This is a genomic window from Pseudomonas sp. CF161 (assembly GCF_000416215.1).
In the GTDB taxonomy this organism is placed as follows: Bacteria; Pseudomonadota; Gammaproteobacteria; order Pseudomonadales; family Pseudomonadaceae; genus Aquipseudomonas.
Genome location: NZ_ATLP01000035.1, coordinates 131,895 through 150,417, shown reverse-complemented (window position 1 = coordinate 150,417; position 18,523 = coordinate 131,895). Strand labels below are relative to the sequence as shown.

Below are 18,523 nucleotides of genomic sequence, written 5' to 3'. Positions count from 1 at the left end.
CGCGCAGGGTGTCGAGCAGCGCCTGCATCCGCCCTTGCTTGGGGTTCCAGCCCGCGCGCTCAGCCGCATTCACTGCGGCCACCCGCCCCTCGGCCCAGGCACCCACAGGCCGTTGCGGCAGGGCGTCGTGCAGCGCCTGCAAGCCCTGCCCGGCATCCCCCAGCAGGCCGATGTCGGCCCGCAGGGCGCCGAGAATCTGCAACGGGTCGATGTCCAGGCGAATCAGGGGTGCGTTTAGGCGCAAGGGCCCAAGGCCGAAGAAGTCGTAGTCGGTTTCCCCAAGTTCAGTGCCCACCGCCAGCACCACGTCGGCCTCGGCGATCAGCTCGCGACCATGGCTCGACGACTGCACGCCATCGAGCAGCAACGGGTGTTCCGGCGGCAGCAGACCCCGGGCGTTGGTGGTCAGCGCCACCGGTGCCTGCAAGCGTTCGGCCAGGGCGCGCAATGCACCCGCGGCGCGACGTGCACCGCCTCCGGCAAGGATCAACGGCTTGCGCGCCTGACTCAGCAACTGCACCGCGCTGGCGATGGCTTCGGCCGCCGGTGCGGGCGCCTGGGGCAAGGCACGGGGGCGCAGGTCGAGGTCGTCGGCCGGCATTTCCAGTACATCCAGGGGGATCTCGATATGCACCGGGCGCGGACGCGAACAGCCAAACAGGGCAAAGGCCCGGCCGAGCAGTTCCGGCAGTTCCTGTGGGCGTTGCAGGGTGTGGCTGAAGGCGCAGACCCCGGCGACCATGGCGCGCTGGTCGGGCATCTCATGCAGGTAACCGTGGCCCAGGCGCAGATGCTCGCGGCGGCTGGTGGTGGAAATCACCAGCATCGGCACCGAGTCGGCATAGGCCTGGCCCATGGCCGTGAGGATGTTGGTCATGCCCGGGCCGGTGATGATGAAACACACACCCGGCTTGCCGCTGGCACGGGCGTAACCGTCGGCCATGAAGCCGGCACCCTGTTCATGGCGCGGGCTGACATGACGCAGGGAACTGCCGTGCAACCCGCGATAAAGCTCGACCGTGTGCACGCCTGGAATGCCGAATACCGACTCCACGCCATAGCCTTCAAGCAACCGGACCAACGCCTGGGCACAACTGACCATGGGAGCTCCTCATCTTATTTTTATAAGTGGCCAGGCTCACCCGGAGCTGGCGCAGGCCCCTAGTATTGGTGAATGAATAATTACATCAATCGAATTTATTTTGCGTTAATGTCAAATTAAATTACCCAAAGATCAGCCGCCTTTTTGCCTGTCTGCCCGGGCTTGGAGGCACCCCATCGCTGCCAGGAGGTTGCATGCGTTACCCCTCGATGACCGCCCTGCGCGCCCTGGATGCGGTCGCCCGCCTGGGCAGCGTGACCGATGCCGCGCGCCAGTTGAACCTGACCCGCAGCGCCATCAGCCATCAGATCAACAGCCTCGAACAGAGCCTGGGCTTTGCCCTCACCGAACGCATCGGCCGTGGCATCGGCCTGACCTATCGCGGCGAATGTTATGCCCGTGAAGTGCACCAGATCCTCGCCGACATCCAGGAGGCCGGCCGCCGCTTCGAGGACCAGCAGATCTCGGGCAAATTGCGCATCAGTTGCAACCCGGGGTTCGCCAGCTTCTGGCTGTGCTACCACATCAACGATTTCCTGCGGCAGTACCCGCAGGTGCAATTGCAGGTGGTCACCCCTCGCGCACCGGACGACACCAGCGACCCGAATGCCGACCTGTTCATCGCCTATGGCATTGGCGACTGGCCGGACCTGCTGGTGGAGCAGATCGTCGCCCTGCACTTTTTCCCGGTGTGCAGCCCACGCCTGATCAACGCCCTGGGCGGCCTGAAAACGCCCCAGGAGCTGGCCGGCTTTCCGCTGATCCACATGAGCGACCAGACCGACTGGCGGGTCTGGCTGGCGGCGGCCGGGGCCTCCAGCATCGACGCCGGCAGCGGGATCATTTTTTCCGACGCCCATTGCGCCCAGTCGGCCTGCATCGCGGCCCAGGGCGTGGCCATCGGCGACAACCTGCTCAGCGGCGATGCCCTGGCGCGAGGCCTGCTGGTCAGGCCGTTCGAGATTGCCATCAACCCGTTGCGCGGCTACTTCCTGGTGGTCGACCCGACCAAGGCCGAACGCTCGGTGGTGCAGGCCTTCAGCACCTGGCTGAAAAACCAGTTGCTGGCCACCACCCAGGGCATCAGCGACAAGCCGCCGATCAGCAGTTGAGGCACGGCAATGGGCAATTACGCTCACCAGTGAGGCGCAAATTCTTCGATTGATGGGCTGTTTTACTTTGCCGAGAATGGCCCGCCATCACTGCCGAGGAAGCCCCCCATGCGTGTCCAACACCAGCCCTTGCTGGCCCGCAGCCCCTGCACCCGCCGGGACCTGACGAGCTTGCATTACGGCGAGCCCGGGCGGGGCACAAAGGTCTACCTGCAAGCCAGCCTGCATGCCGATGAACTGCCCGGCATGCTGGTGCTGCATCACCTGCGCCAGCGCCTGGACCGGGCCCTGGCAGCGGGCGCGATCCTCGGGGAAATCGTCCTGGTGCCGATGGCCAACCCGGTGGGCCTGGAGCAGACCCTGATGCACGATGCCATGGGCCGCTTCGACTTCAACAGCGGGGAAAACTTCAACCGCCGCTACCCCGACCTGGCGGCGTTGATCGGCGACGGCCTCGAGGCATGCCTGGGCCAGGACGCCGCGGACAATCGGCGGCTGATTCGCCAGGCCATGGGCCAGGCCTTGCAGCAGTGGCCGGTCACCAGCGAGCTCGACTCACTGCGGCGGGCCCAACTGCTGCTGGCCCATGACGCCGATGTGGTGCTGGACCTGCACTGCGATGCCCAGGCCGTCCTCCACCTGTACGCCGAAACCCCTTACTGGCCACAGATCGCACCCCTGGCGCGCTACCTGGGCGTGCACGCCAGCCTGCTGGCCAGCGGCACCGGCGCCGGCTCGTTCGACGAGGCCTGCGGCCAACCCTGGTGGCGCCTGGCCGAGCGCTTCGGCGAGCGCTTCCCGATCCCCCTGGGCTGCGCCAGCGTGACCCTGGAGCTGCGGGGCGAAGCCGATGTCGAGCACGAGCTGGCACAGAGCGATGCTGGGCAGCTCTTCGCCTACTTGCAGCACTTGGGGGTGGTGGATGGCGAGGCCCCGGCAATGCCGGCGCTGCTACACCCGGCGACGCCTTTTGCCGGCTCGCTGACCTTGCGTGCACCCTGCGCCGGGCTGGTGGTGTTTCTGCATAAACCCGGGGCCTGGATCAACCACGGGGACCCGGTAGTGGAGCTGATCGACCCAGTGTCCGGCGCGACCCAGGTGGTGCGCAGTTCAACCTGCGGCGTGATGTACATGCGTTCTGCCCTCCGTTTCGCCGCCTCGGGCGTGGAGCTGTGCAAGATCGCCGGTGCCGAACCCCTGCCGGACGGGGTGCAGGTCTCGGCCTGACGCTGGGGCCTACGTGAACCAGGCGTCACTCTCCAGGAACGGCCCAGCCCCAGGCCGAGGCGAAACCCCGCCCATGAAAAAGCCGCGCAATGCGCGGCTTTTTACTTTGCGGTGTCAGCCCTTACTTGGGCAGCGCATAGGCGATCACGTAATCGCCCCGGTCCGTCGACTGACGGGCGCCACCGGCGGTGAGCAGGATGTACTGCTGGCCGGTTTTCGGCGACACGTAGGTCATCGGCCCCGACTGGCTGCCCACCGGCAGGCGGGATTTCCAGATCTCATTGCCGTTGCCGGTGTCGAAGGCGCGCAGGTAGAAGTCCTGGGTGCCGGCGAAGAACAGCAGGCCGGATTGGGTGGCCAGGGAGGCGCCCAGGGTCGGCATGCCGATCGGGATCTGCATGTGCATGCGGATACCCATCGGGCCGGTGTCCTGCACGGTGCCCACCGGCACCTGCCACATCAGCTTGCGGGTCTTCAGGTCGATGGCCGACATGGTGCCGAACGGGGGTTTCTGGCACGGAATGCCAGCCGCCGACAGGAAGCGTTCACGCATGGCGCCAAACGGCGTGCCGGCCTGGGGCACCACGCCCATTTCGATGCCGCTGGCACCGGCGGCGATCTTGTCCCGCGGGATCATGTAGTTGGCCAGGCCCAGGCGCATGTCGTTGACGAACATGTAGTTCGTGTTCGGGTCCACCGACACGCTGCCCCAGTTCATGCCCCCCAGGGAACCCGGGAATTGCAGGGCACGGTCCAGGCCCGGCGGGGTGTAGACGCCCTGGTGGCGCATGCCCTTGAACTGGATCCGGCACATCAACTGATCGAACGGCGTGGCCCCCCACATATCGGCTTCGGTGAGGGTCTGGTTACCGATCGACGGCATTTCCACGGAGAACGGCTGGGTCGGCGAATAACGCTCGCCCGGCACATTGCCCTGGGGCACCGGCCGCTCTTCGACCCGGGCAATCGGCTTGCCGGTCTCGCGGTTGAGCAGGAAGATCTCGCCCTGCTTGGTGACCTGGGCCAGCGCCGGTTGCACGCCACCCTTGTCGTCCGGCACGTCGTACAGCAGCGGCTGCGCCGGCAGGTCGAAGTCCCAGAGGTCGTGGTGGGTGGTCTGGAAGTGCCAGCGCACCTGGCCGGTCGCGACGTCGAGGGCGACGATGGAGGAACTCCACTTGTCATCGAACTCGGTCCGCTCACCCGCGAAAAAGTCCGGGGTCGCGTTGCCGGTCGGCAGGTAGACCAGGCCCAGCTTGGGGTCATAGGACATGGCCGACCACACGTTCGGCGTACCGCGGGTGTACGTCTCGCCCGCCGGTGGCCGTTTGGTGGTGTTCGGGTTGCCCGGATCCCAGGCCCAGACCAGTTCGCCGCTGCGCACGTCGAACGCACGCACCACGCCCGGTGGTTCGCCGGTGGAGAAGTTATCCGCAACACGGCCGCCGACAATCACCACATTGCCCGCCACCAGGGGGGTCGAGGTCTGCTGGTAATAACCGGGTTTGACTTCACCCATGTCGGTTTTCAGATCGACCGTGCCCTGGTCGCCAAAATCGGCGCAGGGCTTGCCGGTTTCGGCGTCGAGGGCGATCAGGCGGGCATCGATGGTCGGCAGGAACAGCCGTTTGACACAGGCGCTGGCCGCCACGGGCTGCGCGGTCCCGGTTGCCGCGCTGCTGTCGAAGTAACCCAGGCCACGGCAACGCTGCCAGTTCGGCGCGCTGCCCTTGGGGTCGAACTTCCAGCGCTCGGCACCGGTGTCGGCGTCCAGGGAGAAGACTTTGCCGTAGGCGGTGCAGACGTAAATGTTGTCGCCGACCTGCAATGGGGTGTTCTGGTCTTCGGCGCCAGAGCCGTTGCTCTCGGGAATGTCGCCGGTGCGGAAGGTCCAGGCCACTTGCAGCTTGTCGATATTGCCTTTGTTGATCTGGTCCAGCGCGGCAAAGCGGTTGCCCGCCGTGGTGTTGCCCCAGTGCGCCCAGTCTTTCTGCTCGGTGCCCGGAGCCACGGGGGTTACCGCCGGCTCAACGCTGGCCTTGACCACATGGGTCGGCACAAACATGTAGGCCAGGGTCGCTACCACGCCAAGGCCGAGCACACCGGCCAGGCCATAGGCGCCACGGCCGGCGGTCGCGCCGGAAGCCCGCACCAGGGTCGGGTAGATCAGCGCCACCACCAGGCCGATCACGGCGAAGGTCAGGACCCGCGACACCAGCGGCCAGTATTCCAGGCCGGTGTCCCACACCGCCCAGATCGCGGTCAGCACCAGGGCCACGCCATAGAGCCAGGCACCGCGGGGGTTGCGGCGCGCGATCAGCAGGCCGGACACCAGCATCGCCAGGCCCATCAGCAGGAAGTACCAGCTGCCACCCAGAGTCACCAGGTAGCCACCGCCACCGGCCAGGCCAAGCCCGATCAGTGCGATCAGGACACCCAGCCCCAGCAGCAGCCATTTGCTGCCGGCGGCAGCTCCAGAGTTGTTCATGTCGGAAATTTCTCCCATCTTTAACGTGGGCGAGAGAATGTACTACCTAGTTACTTATGACAACTTGTCGCAGCCAATTTGTGGCAAAAAATGTCATGAGCGGTTTCAGATTAGCCATAAAGCCGCAGTACCGACGGCCAAAATAAATTCCAACGCTCATCAACACAGAATATTTATTCAGCGAGGCGTTTCCCCCTACGCAATGCTTCACCCCGTAGAACTGCGCGCAGTTACAGCGTCAGTAGCACAGCGAGCGTCGGTGCCGGCGAGGCGGTAACATGCTCGCCCACCGATTCCCGCGCCGGAGCCCACCGTGTCTGAAAGCCGCCCTCCCGTCCTCGACGAAATCGATCGTCAACTGATTGCCGCCTTGCAGATCAACGCCCGCGAAAGCGTGGCCATGCTGGCCCGGCAACTGGGCATCGCGCGGACCACCGTGACCTCGCGCCTGGCCCGCCTGGAAAAAGCCCGGGTCATCACCGGGTACGGCGTGCGCCTGGGGCAACGGGTGGTCGATGGCGGCCTGCAGGCGTATGTGGGCATCAAGGTCCAGCCGCGCTCGGGCAAGGAAGTGCTGCGCCGCCTCAGCGCCATGGCCCAGGTCCAGCAGCTGTGCGCGGTCAGCGGCGAATTCGATTATGTGGCCTGGCTGCGCACCGACTCGCCGGAACAGCTCGACCAGTTGCTCGACCAGATCGGCAGCGTCGACGGCGTCGAAAAAACCACCACCTCCATCATCCTCAGCAGCAAAATCGACCGCGGCCACCCCCTCTGATCCCTGTAGCCCCTGCCGAGCAGCGCGTAGCTGCGCTGGCCCGAATCGGCGCCCAAAAACAGTCAGGTGTACACCCATCACCTGACAGCACCACCCCCGCCCCAGCCACCCCGCCTCGTCATTAATTCACCTAAGTTCGTCATATCGCCTGATATGAATCCAAAACGACGACACTTTGCGTCTTATTTACGTGCGTTACGCTCCCTAGAATGGCTGCCAGCTTTTTCTATACTCAGCGCTCTGCGTGAGCCGCCAGCCAGGTCCCGCCATGAACAAGAACAATCGCCATCCTGCAGACGGTAAAAAACCGATCACCATTTTCGGTCCGGACTTCCCTTTTGCCTTTGACGACTGGATCGAACACCCCGCCGGCCTGGGCAGCATTCCCCAGGCCAACCACGGGGCCGAGGTGGCCATTGTCGGCGCCGGTATCGCGGGCCTGGTGGCCGCCTACGAACTGATGAAACTGGGCCTCAAGCCCGTGGTGTATGAAGCCTCGAAGATGGGCGGACGCCTGCGCTCCCAAGCCTTTGAAGGCGCCGAGGGCATCATCGCCGAGCTGGGCGGCATGCGCTTCCCGGTGTCGTCCACCGCCTTCTATCACTATGTCGACAAGCTCGGGCTGCAAACCAAGCCCTTCCCCAACCCGCTGACCCCGGCCTCGGGCAGCACCGTGATCGACCTCGAGGGCCAGACCCACTACGCCCAGAAACTCGCCGACCTGCCGGCGCTGTTCCAGGAAGTGGCCGACGCCTGGGCCGATGCCCTGGAAGACGGATCGCGCTTCGGCGAGATCCAGCAAGCCATTCGCGAACGCGATGTGCCACGCCTCAAGGAACTGTGGAACACCCTGGTGCCGCTGTGGGACGACCGCACCTTCTACGACTTCGTCGCCACCTCCAAAGCCTTCGCCAAGCTGTCCTTCCACCACCGTGAAGTGTTCGGCCAGGTCGGCTTCGGCACCGGCGGCTGGGATTCGGACTTTCCCAACTCGATGCTGGAAATCTTCCGCGTGGTCATGACCAACTGCGACGATCACCAGCACCTGGTGGTCGGCGGCGTCGAGCAAGTGCCCCTGGGCATCTGGCGCCATGTGCCCGAGCGTTGCGCGCACTGGCCCGAAGGCACCAGCCTCAGCTCGCTGCACAACGGCGCACCGCGCACGGGCGTGAAACGCATCGCCCACGCGGCCGACGGGCGCTTTGCGGTGACCGACAACTGGGGCGATACCCGGGAATACGCCGCGGTGCTGACCACTTGCCAGAGCTGGCTGCTGACCACCCAGATCGAGTGCGACGAAACCCTGTTCTCGCAAAAGATGTGGATGGCCCTGGACCGCACGCGCTACATGCAATCGTCGAAAACCTTCGTCATGGTCGACCGGCCATTCTGGAAGGACAAAGACCCGGAAACCGGGCGCGACCTGATGAGCATGACCCTCACCGACCGCCTGACCCGTGGCACTTATCTGTTCGACAACGGCGACGACAAGCCGGGGGTGATCTGCCTGTCCTACTCGTGGATGAGCGACGCCCTGAAAATGCTCCCGCAGCCCGTGGAAAAGCGCGTGAAGCTGGCCCTGGATGCCTTGAAAAAGATCTACCCGAAAGTCGACATCGCCGCGCGCATCATCGGCGATCCGATCACCGTGTCCTGGGAAGCCGACCCGCATTTCCTCGGGGCCTTCAAAGGCGCGCTGCCGGGCCACTACCGCTACAACCAGCGGATGTACGCGCACTTCATGCAGGACGATATGCCGGCCGAACAACGCGGGATCTTTATCGCCGGCGACGATGTGTCCTGGACCCCGGCCTGGGTCGAGGGCGCGGTACAGACCTCCTTGAATGCGGTTTGGGGCATCATGAAGCACTTCGGCGGGCAGACCCACGCCGAAAACCCGGGCCCAGGCGATGTGTTCCACGAAATCGGCCCCATCGCCCTGGCCGAATAGTCGACACCCGCCCTCGCGGGCCCGCTTGCCAGCCGCACCGCTGCCAAGCCGGCCCCGCGGTTGATCAGGAGTAATCCCCATGCGCGTAGCGCTTTATCAGTGCCCGCCACTGCCCCTGGATGTAGCCGGCAACCTGCAACGCCTGCAGAACATCGCCATGGAAGCCAGCGACGCCGACCTGCTGGTGCTGCCCGAGATGTACCTCAGCGGTTACAACATCGGCCCCGAGGCGGTCGGCGCCCTGGCGGAAGCCCAGGACGGCCCGTCGGCCGAACATATCGCGGCCATCGCCCGGGCCGCGGGCACCGCGATTGTCTATGGCTATGCCGAGCGCGCCGAGGACGGGCAGATCTACAACGCCATCCAACTGATCGATGCCCAGGGCCAGCGCCTGTGCAACTACCGCAAGACCCACCTGTTCGGCGACCTCGACCGCTCGATGTTCAGCGCCGGGGCCGACCAGTTCCCGCTGGTGGAATTGAACGGCTGGAAACTCGGGTTCCTGATCTGCTACGACATCGAGTTCCCGGAAAACGCCCGGCGCCTGGCCCTGGCCGGTGCCGAGCTGATCCTGGTGCCGACGGCGAACATGCGTCCCTACGAGTTCGTTGCCGAAGTGACCGTGCGCTCCCGGGCCTTTGAAAACCAGTGCTATGTGGCCTACGCCAACTACTGCGGCAACGAGGACGAAATCCACTACTGCGGCTTGAGCAGCATCGCCGCTCCCGATGGCACCCTCAGCGCCCAGGCCGGGCTCGACGAAGCGCTGATCAGCGGCGTGCTGGACCGGCAATTGATGCTCGACTCCCGGGCGATCAATCGCTATTTCGTCGACCGCCGCCCCGAGCTTTACGACGACCTGAACAAGCGCTGATCCCGGGTTATCCGCTAGCATGAGCGCTTCTCTGTTCTGGAAGTGCTCATGCCCGCGCTGAACCACCCCCACCTGCCCCACATTGAAACCCTGGCCAACGGCCTGCGGATTTCAGTGCGCCATGCCCCCCATTTGAAACGCTGCGCGGCGAGCGTGCGGGTCAATGCCGGCAGCCACGATGTGCCTCCGGCCTGGCCTGGCCTGGCGCACTTTCTGGAACACCTGATGTTTCTCGGCACTGAGCGCTTTGCCGCGCAGCAAGGGCTGATGGCTTATGTGCAAGGCCACGGCGGGCAGGTCAACGCCCAGACCCGCGAGCGCAGCACCGAGTACTTTTTCGAGTTGCCCCCCGCCGCCTTTGCCGGTGGGCTGGAGCGCCTGTGCGACATGCTGGCCCACCCGCGCCTGGCCGAAGACGATCAACTGCGCGAGCGCGAAGTGCTGCATGCGGAATTTATCGCCTGGTCCCGGGATGCCACGGCACAACGGCAGTTTTCGCTGTTCGACCGGCTGTCCGCGGCCCATCCGTTGCGCGCCTTCCATGCCGGCAATCGCTACAGCCTGCCGGTGCCGCGCCCGGCCTTTCGCCAGGCCCTGGGCGAGTTCTATCAGACCTTCTACCAGGCCGGGCAAATGACCCTGAGCCTGGCCGGCCCGCAACCGCTGCAAGTGCTGCGAGCCCTGGCCGAACGTTGCGGCGGCGAGTTCGCCCAGGGCACGCCCGTGCTCCAGGAGCTGCCGCCCGGTTTGCAGGCCGACGGCCCCGGGATCTATCCCCGGCAGGACGGCCGTCATCTGGACCTGCTGCTGTGCGCCGAGTCGTTGCCCGAGGGTGCCGCAGAGGCCCTGGAGGTGCTCTGTATCTGGCTGGCGTCGAGCAAGCCCGGGGGCCTGGTCGCCGAATTGAAAACACGCGGCCTGATCGACGGTCTCAAGGCCGCGCCGCTGTATCACTTTGCCGGGCAGGCCGTGGTGCATGTCGACATCGGCTTGACGCCCCAGGGCCTGGAACAAACGCCGCTGATCCGCCAACAGGTGCAGGACTGGCTGGGCTTTTTTGCGACGCAGACCGACTGGCCGAAACTGAGCGCGGAATACGCGCGTCTGCAACACCGCCGGCAACAGGTCGCGGGCGCGTTGGAACTGGCACGGTTCGATAGCGAGCAGCGCCAGGGCGCCTTGACCGGGCAAGGGCTGGCTGCCCTCCAGGCCCTGCTCCAGCAACTGCAAGCCAAGACCGGCGAGCCCCTGGGGATGGCCTGGCAACTGCCGCCTGCCAATCCGTTCCTGACCACCGAAGCCGAGCCGCCACGCGCCGGCCTGATTCGCGGACAAACCAGCAAGCACCGCGGGCTGCGCACCTTTGCCCAGGACCGCAGTCGTGGCCGGCTCGAGCTGCCGGCGCTGAACGTCAGCCAGGCCCTGCCCGAGGATACCGGCGAGGCCGCGTTGTACCTGCGCTGGCGCCTGCACCAGGCGGCTCCGGCCGGGCTGCTGCCGGCGCTGGTGCGCAGCCTGCACGAGCTGCAAGTGGATGCGCGCCAGGCCGGGGTGGAGGTGACGCTGCACGCCAATGGCCAGGACTGGCTGCTGAAAATGACCGGCCATCCGCAACCGCTGCCGGCGATTCTGACCCAGGTGCTCAAACAGCTGAGCCAGCCCGTCGCCGCCACGTGGCTGAGCAGCGAGCCGGCCGCCGCGCCGCTGATCCCGATCCGTCAGTTGCTCAAGGCCCTGGCCGAGCCGCAGTGGGAATCCGCCGCAACCAATGATGCCGCAGCCCTGCAGTTACTGTGGGACGGCGCCCGCTGGGACGGGCTGGGCCTGGGCCTGCCCGAAGCGACGCAAAACGCGCTGAAAAGAGCCCTGGGCAAGATGCCCGGCAGCCCCGACAGCGCCCTGGCAGACGTCACGCACAGCGCGACCGGCTACCTCTGGCAAACCCTCGACTGCGACTCCAGCGAACACGCGCTGCTGCTGTTTTGCCCGGCGCCGTCGACCCGTGTGGAAGACGAGGCCGCCTGGCGTCTGCTCGGCCAGCTGTGCCAGGCGCCCTTCTATCAGCGCCTGCGGGTCGAGCTGCAACTGGGTTATGCGGTGTTCAGCGGCGTACGCCAGATCAACGGGCGCACCGGGTTACTGTTTGGCGTGCAGTCGCCCGGTGCTCCGGTGCCCGAGATCCTCGAACACCTCCGGCAGTTTCTGCAGCAGCTGCCAACGCTGCTGGCTGAACTTGACCCCGTGGAACTGGCCTCCCAACGCCAGCGTCTGGCGGCGCAATTCGACCCCGCCGGCCTGGGGCTGACCCAAGCCGCCGAGCTGCTATGGCACAGCGCCCAGGCCGGCCATCCGTCGGATTATCTGCAGCAATTGCAGCCCGCCATCGAGGAGCTGTCGGTGGCCGCACTGCAGGATGCAGCCCGGCGTCTGAATCATGCCGAAGGCGGCTGGAGGTGCCTGGCCACCGGGGTTTGCCCGGGCGCACCGTGGCAGGTGCAGCGCTGATCATTACCGTGGCGGTAAAGGGCTTTCTTGCACAGGGGCAGGTCAGGACCGGGGGCCATTGAGTAAGATAGCTCCCTAAGCATCTGAACATCTCCGGCCGGAGGTGGACTATATGTAATGCAGTCACCCGTCCCACCCACTTGAAGGAGCGCTTCCATGTCCTGGTCCAAACCTGCTTACACCGACCTGCGTATCGGCTTCGAAGTCACCATGTACTTCGCCAACCGCTGATTGCTGTGCCCGGGCAACCGCCTTGCAGGAAGCCCGGAAACAGAACCCGCAGTGCAACGCCTCGGCTCGCCGGGGCGTTTTTTTGTTGTGTCTTGCCCTGATGGAGCCACCATGTTTGTCCAGATTCTAGGTTCGGCCGCCGGTGGCGGTTTTCCGCAGTGGAACTGCAACTGCGTGAATTGCGCAGGCTTTCGCGCTGGCAGCCTGCGGGCGCAGGCGCGCACCCAATCGTCGATCGCGATTTCCGATGACGGCGTGAACTGGGTGCTGTGCAACGCCTCGCCGGATATCCGCGCCCAGCTCCAGGGCTTTGCCGCGATGCAGCCGGGCCGGGCCCTGCGCGATACCGGGATCAGCGCGATCATCCTCATGGACAGCCAGATCGACCACACCACCGGCCTGCTCAGCCTGCGCGAAGGCTGCCCGCACTCGGTCTGGTGCACCGACATGGTCCATGAAGACCTGAGCACCGGTTTCCCGCTGTTCACCATGCTCAAGCACTGGAACGGCGGGCTGGACTGGCACCCCATCGAACTCGGCCAGCGCTTCAGCATCCCGGCCTGCCCCAACCTGCGCTTCAGCCCGCTGCCGCTGCGCAGCGCCGCCCCGCCTTACTCGCCGCACCGTTTCGACCCGCACCCCGGCGACAACATCGGCCTGCTGGTCGAAGACCTGCGCACCGGCGGCACCCTGTTTTACGCACCGGGGCTGGGCCAGGTCGACGCCTCCCTGCTCAAGATCATGGCCAGCAGCGATTGCCTGCTGGTGGACGGCACCCTGTGGGACGACGATGAAATGCAGCGCCGTGGCGTCGGCACCCGCACCGGGCGGGAAATGGGCCACCTGGCGCAAAACGGCCCGGGCGGCATGCTCGAGGTGCTGGAGCAGTTGCCGAACCAGCGCAAGGTGCTGATCCACATTAACAACACCAACCCGATCCTCGACGAAGACTCCGCCGAACGTGCCGAATTGGTACGCCGAAAGGTGGAAGTGGCTTACGACGGAATGAGTATTGAGCTGTAGGGCGAATCGCGAGCAAGCTCGCTGTACGGGCTCTGCATCCACTGTGCAGGAGCGGGCCTGCGCGACCTTGCACCCGCAGCCCCCGGAGAACCGCAATGACTGACACCGCACTGTCCCCCGCCGAGTTCGAACAGGCCCTGCGGGCCAAGGGCGCCTATTACCACATCCACCACCCCTATCACGTGGCGATGTATGAAGGCCGGGCCACCCGCGAACAGATCCAGGGCTGGGTCGCCAACCGTTTCTATTACCAGGTCAACATCCCGCTCAAGGATGCCGCGATCCTGGCCAACTGCCCGGACCGGGAAATCCGCCGCGAGTGGATCCAGCGCCTGCTGGATCACGACGGCGCCCCCGGTGAAGACGGTGGCATCGAAGCCTGGCTGCGCCTGGGCCAGGCCGTGGGCCTGGACCCGGATCAACTGCGCTCCCAGGAACTGGTACTGCCCGGCGTGCGCTTCGCGGTGGATGCCTACGTCAACTTCGCGCGGCGCGCCAGTTGGCAGGAGGCGGCCAGCAGCTCGCTCACCGAACTGTTCGCGCCGCAGATCCACCAGTCGCGCCTGGACAGCTGGCCACAGCATTACCCGTGGATCGACCCGGCCGGCTACCAGTACTTCCGCACCCGCCTGGGCCAGGCCCGGCGCGATGTCGAGCACGGCCTGGCCATCACCCTGCAGCACTACACCACCCTCCAGGGCCAGCAGCGCATGCTGGAAATTCTCCAGTTCAAACTGGACATCCTTTGGAGCATGCTCGACGCCATGAGCATGGCGTACGAGCTGCACCGCCCGCCTTATCACAGCGTCACCGAACAACGGGTCTGGCATAAGGGGATCACCCTATGAGTTTTGATCGCAGCAAGGTTCCGCACTGGCGACCCGGCTACCGCTTCCAGTACGAACCGGCGCAGAAAGGCCATGTGCTGCTGTACCCGGAAGGCATGATCAAGCTCAACGACAGTGCCGCGCTGATCGGTGGCCTGATCGACGCTGAGCGTGATGTGGCGGCGATCATCGCCGAACTCGACGCCCAGTTCCCTGGCGTGCCTGAGCTGGCGGACGATATCGAGCAATTCATGGAGGTCGCCCGTGCTCAGCACTGGATCGAACTCGCCTGATACCGCGCGCCTGCCGCCCAAACCCGAGGTTGGCCTGCCGTTGTGGCTGCTGGCCGAACTGACCTATCGCTGCCCGCTGCAATGCCCTTATTGCTCCAATCCGCTGGATTTCGCCGAGCAGGGCAAGGAGCTGAGCACCGAGCAATGGCTCAAGGTCTTTCGTGAAGCCCGCGAGATGGGCGCCGCGCAGCTGGGGTTTTCCGGGGGCGAACCCCTGGTGCGCCAGGACCTGGCCGAGCTGATTGGGGAAGCGCGCAAGCTGGGGTTTTACACCAACCTGATCACCTCCGGCATCGGCCTCACCGAGCAAAAGATCAGCGACTTCAAACAGGCCGGGCTCGACCATATCCAGATCAGCTTCCAGGCCAGCGACGAGCAGGTGAACAACCTGCTGGCCGGCTCGAAAAAGGCCTTTGCGCAGAAGCTGGAAATGGCCCGCGCGGTCAAGGCCCACGGCTACCCGATGGTGCTGAACTTCGTGACCCACCGGCACAACATCGACAAGATCGACCGCATCATCGAGCTGTGCATCGCCCTCGAAGCCGACTTCGTCGAACTCGCCACCTGCCAGTTCTACGGTTGGGCGCAGTTGAACCGCGTCGGCCTGCTGCCCACCAGGGAGCAGTTGGTGCGTGCCGAACGGGTGACCAACGAATACCGCGCCAAGCTCGAAGCCGAGGGGCATCCGTGCAAGCTGATTTTCGTCACCCCGGATTATTACGAAGAGCGCCCCAAGGCCTGCATGAACGGCTGGGGCAATATTTTCCTGACCGTCACCCCGGATGGCACCGCCCTGCCCTGCCATGGCGCGCGGCAGATGCCGGTGCAGTTCCCCAATGTGCGCGAGCACAGCATGCAGCACATCTGGTACGACTCGTTCGGCTTCAACCGTTTTCGCGGCTACGAGTGGATGCCCGAGCCTTGCCGCTCCTGCGACGAGAAGGAAAAAGACTTCGGTGGCTGCCGCTGCCAGGCGTTCATGCTCACCGGTGATGCGAGCAATGCCGATCCGGTGTGCAGTAAGTCGGCGCATCATGGGATGATCCTCCAGGCTCGCGAAGACGCCGAGCACGCCACCCAAACCATTGAACAACTGGCCTTCCGCAATGAACGAAACTCACGCCTCATCGCCAAGGGCTGAGCCCTTCAGCGCCGCCCAGGCAGTGGCCGCCGGGGTCGACTTCAGCGAATTGCGCCTCGGCGCCCAGGGCCTGTTCTGGAACGAATATCGCCCCGCCGACGCGGCCTGCCGAATCTGGCACTGGCAGCACAACCAGGCCCGGTGCCTGACGCCCAAGGGCTTCAGCGTCAGCAGCCGGGTCTATGAATACGGCGGCGGCGCCTTCTGCCTGAGCGATGACGGGCTGGTGTTCGTCAACGACGCGGACCAGCAGCTGTACCGCCAGTCCTTGCAGGGGGAAACGCCCACTGCGCTGACCGCCGGGGAATGCCGCTACGGCGACCTGCAATTCGCCGCGGGCAAGGTCCTGGCGGTCGAGGAGCACCTGGACCGGCACCGGCTGGTGGCCATTGCCCTGGCAGATGGCAGTCGCCAACTGCTGGCCGAAGGCGCGGACTTCTACGCCGCGCCCACCTTGAGCAGCGACGGCCAGCGCCTGGCCTGGATCGAGTGGGATCGGCCCCATCAACCCTGGACCGCGACCCGGCTGATGGTCGCCGAGCGCCTGGCCAATGGCCTTTGGAGCGCGCCGCGCTGCCTGGCGGGCAATGACACGCAAGAGGCCCTGCAACAGCCGCGCTTCGATGCCAGCGCTCGCCTGTATGCCCTGACCGATCGCGGCGGCTTCTGGCAACCCTGGGGCGAATCGGCGGATGGCTTGCAGCCGCTGCCCAGCGCCGCTGCCGATCATGCCCCGGCGCCTTGGCAACTGGGCGGTTGCAGCTGGCTGCCGTTGGGGGGCGAGGCGTGGCTGGGGAGTTGGACCGAGGCCGGTTTCGGCCGCCTGGGCCTGCGCTGGCAGGACGGCACGCAACAGGACTTGAGCGGCAACTACAGCCGCTTTCGCAGCCTGGCGATGGACCAGCAGTTCATCTACTGCATCGCCGCCTCGCCGGTCAGCCCGTCGGCGGTGATCGCCATCGACCGTCACAGCCAGCAGGTGCAGGTGCTGGCCGGTGGTATGGCGCCGCTGCCCGCAGAGCAGATCAGCCTCCCGCAGACCCTGAACTACCCGAGCGGCCAGGACCAGGCCCACGGGTTCTTCTACCCGGCCATGGACAACGCTGCCTCGCCGCCGTTGGTGGTGTTCATTCATGGCGGCCCGACCTCGGCCTGCTACCCGATACTCGATCCACGTATCCAGTACTGGACCCAGCGCGGGTTCGCCGTGGCCGACCTCAATTACCGGGGCAGCACCGGTTACGGCCGGGCCTATCGCCAGGCCCTGCACCTGCGTTGGGGTGAGGTGGATGTGCAGGATGCCTGCGCCGTGGTCGAGCATCTGGCCGAGCGAGGGCTGATCGACCGCAACCGCGCCTTTATCCGCGGCGGCAGCGCGGGCGGCTACACCACCCTGTGCGCCCTGGCATTCGCCGATGTGTTTCGCGCCGGCGCCAGCCTGTATGGCGTCAGCGATCCCCTGGGCCTGACCCGCACCACGCACAAGTTCGAGGGCGACTACCTGGACTGGCTGATTGGCGACCCGGAGCAGGACGCCGAGCGTTATCGCGCCCGCACACCGCTGCTGCACGCAGGCAATATCCGGGTGCCGGTGATTTTCTTCCAGGGCGAGTTGGACGCAGTGGTGGTGCCGGAACAGACCCGCGACATGCTCAAGGCGCTGACGGACAACGGCATCGCCGCCCAGGCCCACTACTACCCGGACGAGCGCCACGGCTTTCGCAAGGCGAGCAACCAGGCTCATGCGCTGGAGCAGGAGTGGATGTTTTATCGGAAGGTCATGCAAGGGTTGGACTGAATCAAGCGTTCAGCCCGACTGCCGCAATGCGGCAAGCCCGCCCCTGGCATCAGGGGCGGGCGGCGGCTTCAGCGCTTGGCGATGATGTACACCGCATGCACGATGCCCGGGATATAACCGCACAGGGTCAGCAGGATATTCAGCCAGAACGCGCCGCCGAACCCCACTTGCAGGAACACCCCCAGTGGCGGCAACAGAATAGCGATGATGATGCGGATAAAGTCCATGGGCAGCTCCATAACGGCAATTGGCTCACACGAGCCTTACAGCTAATCGACCCGCGCCGCTCGGCAGGGTTCAGTCAATTTGCCCTAACTGCTCAGGCTGCCGATCAGCCACAGGCCCTGCGCCACCGACCTGCGAGTCGATTCACGCGAGTATTTCCAGGCCATGCTTGTGCACGATGCTCAGCAGCTTGAGCGCCATGCCGCTGGGATGTTTGTCCCCGGCCTCCCACTGCTTGACCGTGGACGCGCTGGTGTTCAGGTACCGTGCGAACACCGGCTGGCTGACGTGGTTGCGCTCGCGAATCGCCTTGATCTGCTGCGCCGACATCGCAGCCGGAACCACCGCGATGCAGGACTCATCGAAGCGGCGCAGGGTGGTCTTGCTGATCGCGCCAATGGCGTGCAGCGCACTGGCCGATTCGTGGATCGACTCCAGGGCCTCGCTGTTGAATTTCCTAGTCATGCTTGATCTCCACAAAAGCGTTCATTTCCAGCATCTGCTGCACTTGCCAGTCGTCCAGGCGGTCATAGGCCCTGGCCAATTCGCGGAAGGCCATCAGCTCCTTGAGGCTGATGTTGCCCCGGTCCTGCTTGGCGAAAAGAAACTGATACACCCAATAACGCCGCCCCCTGGCCAACACGATCGAACGATGGCGGTTGGCGTTCAGGCGTTTTTTCCAGATTCCGCCGCCGAGGTCGTCAGCTTGCCCGAGCAGCATCTCGCTGAAGGCTTGCCGGAGCGAACTGTCGCTGATCAAGGCCTTGTTGGCGGCGGCCGTGAACCCCCTGGTTTTGAATAGTCGGACTTTCATGGTGTCCCTTCCGCAGAAAAACTACCACCAAGTGGTAGATTTTTTCAAATCGAGCCGCCCAACGGCGCCCCGCCCCGACCTCGGCGAATCCGTGCCGAGTGCTTCAGGCAACCCGAAACAGGGCCCCGCTTCAAGTA

At 65.3% G+C, this 18,523-nt stretch carries 17 protein-coding genes; 12 read left to right on the top strand and 5 right to left on the bottom strand.

All coding sequences use genetic code 11. The features are described from left to right. A partial coding sequence (locus CF161_RS04810) for a 5-guanidino-2-oxopentanoate decarboxylase (protein ID WP_020295440.1) occupies window positions 1-1,102 on the bottom strand: 1,102 nt, incomplete at its 3' end. Between the two features lie 194 nt (window positions 1,103-1,296). On the opposite strand from CF161_RS04810, the gene CF161_RS04805 reads away from it, so the two are divergent. Continuing rightward, entirely contained in the window at window positions 1,297-2,214 is a 918-nt protein-coding gene (locus tag CF161_RS04805; protein ID WP_020295439.1) for a LysR substrate-binding domain-containing protein, read from the top strand. A 108-nt stretch (window positions 2,215-2,322) separates the two neighbouring features. Continuing rightward, window positions 2,323-3,441, top strand: a complete 1,119-nt coding sequence (locus CF161_RS04800; RefSeq protein WP_020295438.1) for a succinylglutamate desuccinylase/aspartoacylase family protein — start codon at window positions 2,323-2,325, stop codon at window positions 3,439-3,441. Between the two features lie 121 nt (window positions 3,442-3,562). On the opposite strand, the gene CF161_RS04795 is transcribed toward CF161_RS04800, so the two are convergent. Then, the gene (locus CF161_RS04795) at window positions 3,563-5,929 is read right to left on the bottom strand and encodes a glucose/quinate/shikimate family membrane-bound PQQ-dependent dehydrogenase (RefSeq protein ID WP_020295437.1); all 2,367 of its coding nucleotides are present in this window, start codon (window positions 5,927-5,929) and stop codon (window positions 3,563-3,565) included. A gap of 313 nt (window positions 5,930-6,242) precedes the next feature. Here CF161_RS04795 and CF161_RS04790 point away from each other — a divergent pair, with 313 nt between their 5' ends. From CF161_RS04790 to CF161_RS04750, 10 genes are all read left to right on the top strand, one after another. After that, window positions 6,243-6,704 (top strand): Lrp/AsnC family transcriptional regulator, encoded by a 462-nt coding sequence (locus CF161_RS04790; RefSeq protein ID WP_020295436.1) that lies wholly within the window; start codon window positions 6,243-6,245, stop codon window positions 6,702-6,704. Window positions 6,705-6,972: 268 nt separating this feature from the next. Next, a complete protein-coding gene (locus CF161_RS04785; protein WP_020295435.1) occupies window positions 6,973-8,655 on the top strand; it encodes an NAD(P)/FAD-dependent oxidoreductase in 1,683 nt (560 codons plus the stop codon). Between the two features lie 79 nt (window positions 8,656-8,734). After that, entirely contained in the window at window positions 8,735-9,529 is a 795-nt protein-coding gene (locus CF161_RS04780; protein WP_020295434.1) for a carbon-nitrogen hydrolase family protein, read from the top strand. Window positions 9,530-9,577: 48 nt separating this feature from the next. Next, entirely contained in the window at window positions 9,578-12,034 is a 2,457-nt protein-coding gene (pqqF, locus tag CF161_RS04775; RefSeq protein ID WP_020295433.1) for a pyrroloquinoline quinone biosynthesis protein PqqF, read from the top strand. A gap of 156 nt (window positions 12,035-12,190) precedes the next feature. Further along, window positions 12,191-12,265: a pyrroloquinoline quinone precursor peptide PqqA gene (pqqA, locus tag CF161_RS32075; protein ID WP_020295432.1), complete on the top strand. Its 75-nt coding sequence runs from the start codon at window positions 12,191-12,193 to the stop codon at window positions 12,263-12,265. A gap of 111 nt (window positions 12,266-12,376) precedes the next feature. Then, window positions 12,377-13,288, top strand: a complete 912-nt coding sequence (gene pqqB / locus CF161_RS04770; protein ID WP_020295431.1) for a pyrroloquinoline quinone biosynthesis protein PqqB — start codon at window positions 12,377-12,379, stop codon at window positions 13,286-13,288. A 95-nt stretch (window positions 13,289-13,383) separates the two neighbouring features. After that, window positions 13,384-14,136: a pyrroloquinoline-quinone synthase PqqC gene (gene pqqC / locus CF161_RS04765; protein ID WP_020295430.1), complete on the top strand. Its 753-nt coding sequence runs from the start codon at window positions 13,384-13,386 to the stop codon at window positions 14,134-14,136. Continuing rightward, on the top strand, window positions 14,133-14,408 hold the full coding sequence (pqqD, locus tag CF161_RS04760) for a pyrroloquinoline quinone biosynthesis peptide chaperone PqqD (RefSeq protein WP_020295429.1): 276 nt from the start codon (window positions 14,133-14,135) through the stop codon (window positions 14,406-14,408). Before pqqC ends, pqqD begins: the two co-directional genes overlap by 4 nt. Continuing rightward, window positions 14,380-15,549 (top strand): pyrroloquinoline quinone biosynthesis protein PqqE, encoded by a 1,170-nt coding sequence (gene pqqE, locus CF161_RS04755; RefSeq protein ID WP_020295428.1) that lies wholly within the window; start codon window positions 14,380-14,382, stop codon window positions 15,547-15,549. Before pqqD ends, pqqE begins: the two co-directional genes overlap by 29 nt. After that, a complete protein-coding gene (locus CF161_RS04750; protein ID WP_043228648.1) occupies window positions 15,515-17,347 on the top strand; it encodes a S9 family peptidase in 1,833 nt (610 codons plus the stop codon). Before pqqE ends, CF161_RS04750 begins: the two co-directional genes overlap by 35 nt. A 68-nt stretch (window positions 17,348-17,415) precedes the next feature. Here CF161_RS04750 and CF161_RS32070 read toward each other — a convergent pair whose 3' ends face one another. The 3 genes from CF161_RS32070 to CF161_RS04735 form a co-directional block, all read right to left on the bottom strand. Beyond that, window positions 17,416-17,574: a YqaE/Pmp3 family membrane protein gene (locus tag CF161_RS32070; protein WP_003228885.1), complete on the bottom strand. Its 159-nt coding sequence runs from the start codon at window positions 17,572-17,574 to the stop codon at window positions 17,416-17,418. A gap of 142 nt (window positions 17,575-17,716) precedes the next feature. Continuing rightward, a complete protein-coding gene (locus CF161_RS04740) occupies window positions 17,717-18,037 on the bottom strand; it encodes a DNA-binding transcriptional regulator (RefSeq protein WP_020295426.1) in 321 nt (106 codons plus the stop codon). Continuing rightward, complete coding sequence (locus tag CF161_RS04735) at window positions 18,030-18,386, bottom strand: type II toxin-antitoxin system RelE/ParE family toxin (protein WP_020295425.1); 357 nt, start codon at window positions 18,384-18,386, stop codon at window positions 18,030-18,032. The genes CF161_RS04740 and CF161_RS04735 overlap by 8 nt, the downstream gene beginning before the upstream one ends. Window positions 18,387-18,523 lie beyond the last annotated feature (137 nt).

Coding starts and splice junctions, on each gene's coding strand:
- pqqB (WP_020295431.1), top strand. CDS start 12,377: ATGTTTGTCCAGATTCTAGGTTCGGCCGCCGGTGGCGGTTTTCCGCAG.
- pqqF (WP_020295433.1), top strand. CDS start 9,578: ATGCCCGCGCTGAACCACCCCCACCTGCCCCACATTGAAACCCTGGCC.
- CF161_RS04805 (WP_020295439.1), top strand. CDS start 1,297: ATGCGTTACCCCTCGATGACCGCCCTGCGCGCCCTGGATGCGGTCGCC.
- CF161_RS04735 (WP_020295425.1), bottom strand. CDS start 18,386: ATGAAAGTCCGACTATTCAAAACCAGGGGGTTCACGGCCGCCGCCAAC.
- CF161_RS04750 (WP_043228648.1), top strand. CDS start 15,515: ATGAACGAAACTCACGCCTCATCGCCAAGGGCTGAGCCCTTCAGCGCC.
- pqqC (WP_020295430.1), top strand. CDS start 13,384: ATGACTGACACCGCACTGTCCCCCGCCGAGTTCGAACAGGCCCTGCGG.
- CF161_RS04785 (WP_020295435.1), top strand. CDS start 6,973: ATGAACAAGAACAATCGCCATCCTGCAGACGGTAAAAAACCGATCACC.
- CF161_RS04800 (WP_020295438.1), top strand. CDS start 2,323: ATGCGTGTCCAACACCAGCCCTTGCTGGCCCGCAGCCCCTGCACCCGC.
- CF161_RS32070 (WP_003228885.1), bottom strand. CDS start 17,574: ATGGACTTTATCCGCATCATCATCGCTATTCTGTTGCCGCCACTGGGG.
- CF161_RS04780 (WP_020295434.1), top strand. CDS start 8,735: ATGCGCGTAGCGCTTTATCAGTGCCCGCCACTGCCCCTGGATGTAGCC.
- pqqD (WP_020295429.1), top strand. CDS start 14,133: ATGAGTTTTGATCGCAGCAAGGTTCCGCACTGGCGACCCGGCTACCGC.
- CF161_RS04740 (WP_020295426.1), bottom strand. CDS start 18,037: ATGACTAGGAAATTCAACAGCGAGGCCCTGGAGTCGATCCACGAATCG.
- CF161_RS04795 (WP_020295437.1), bottom strand. CDS start 5,929: ATGAACAACTCTGGAGCTGCCGCCGGCAGCAAATGGCTGCTGCTGGGG.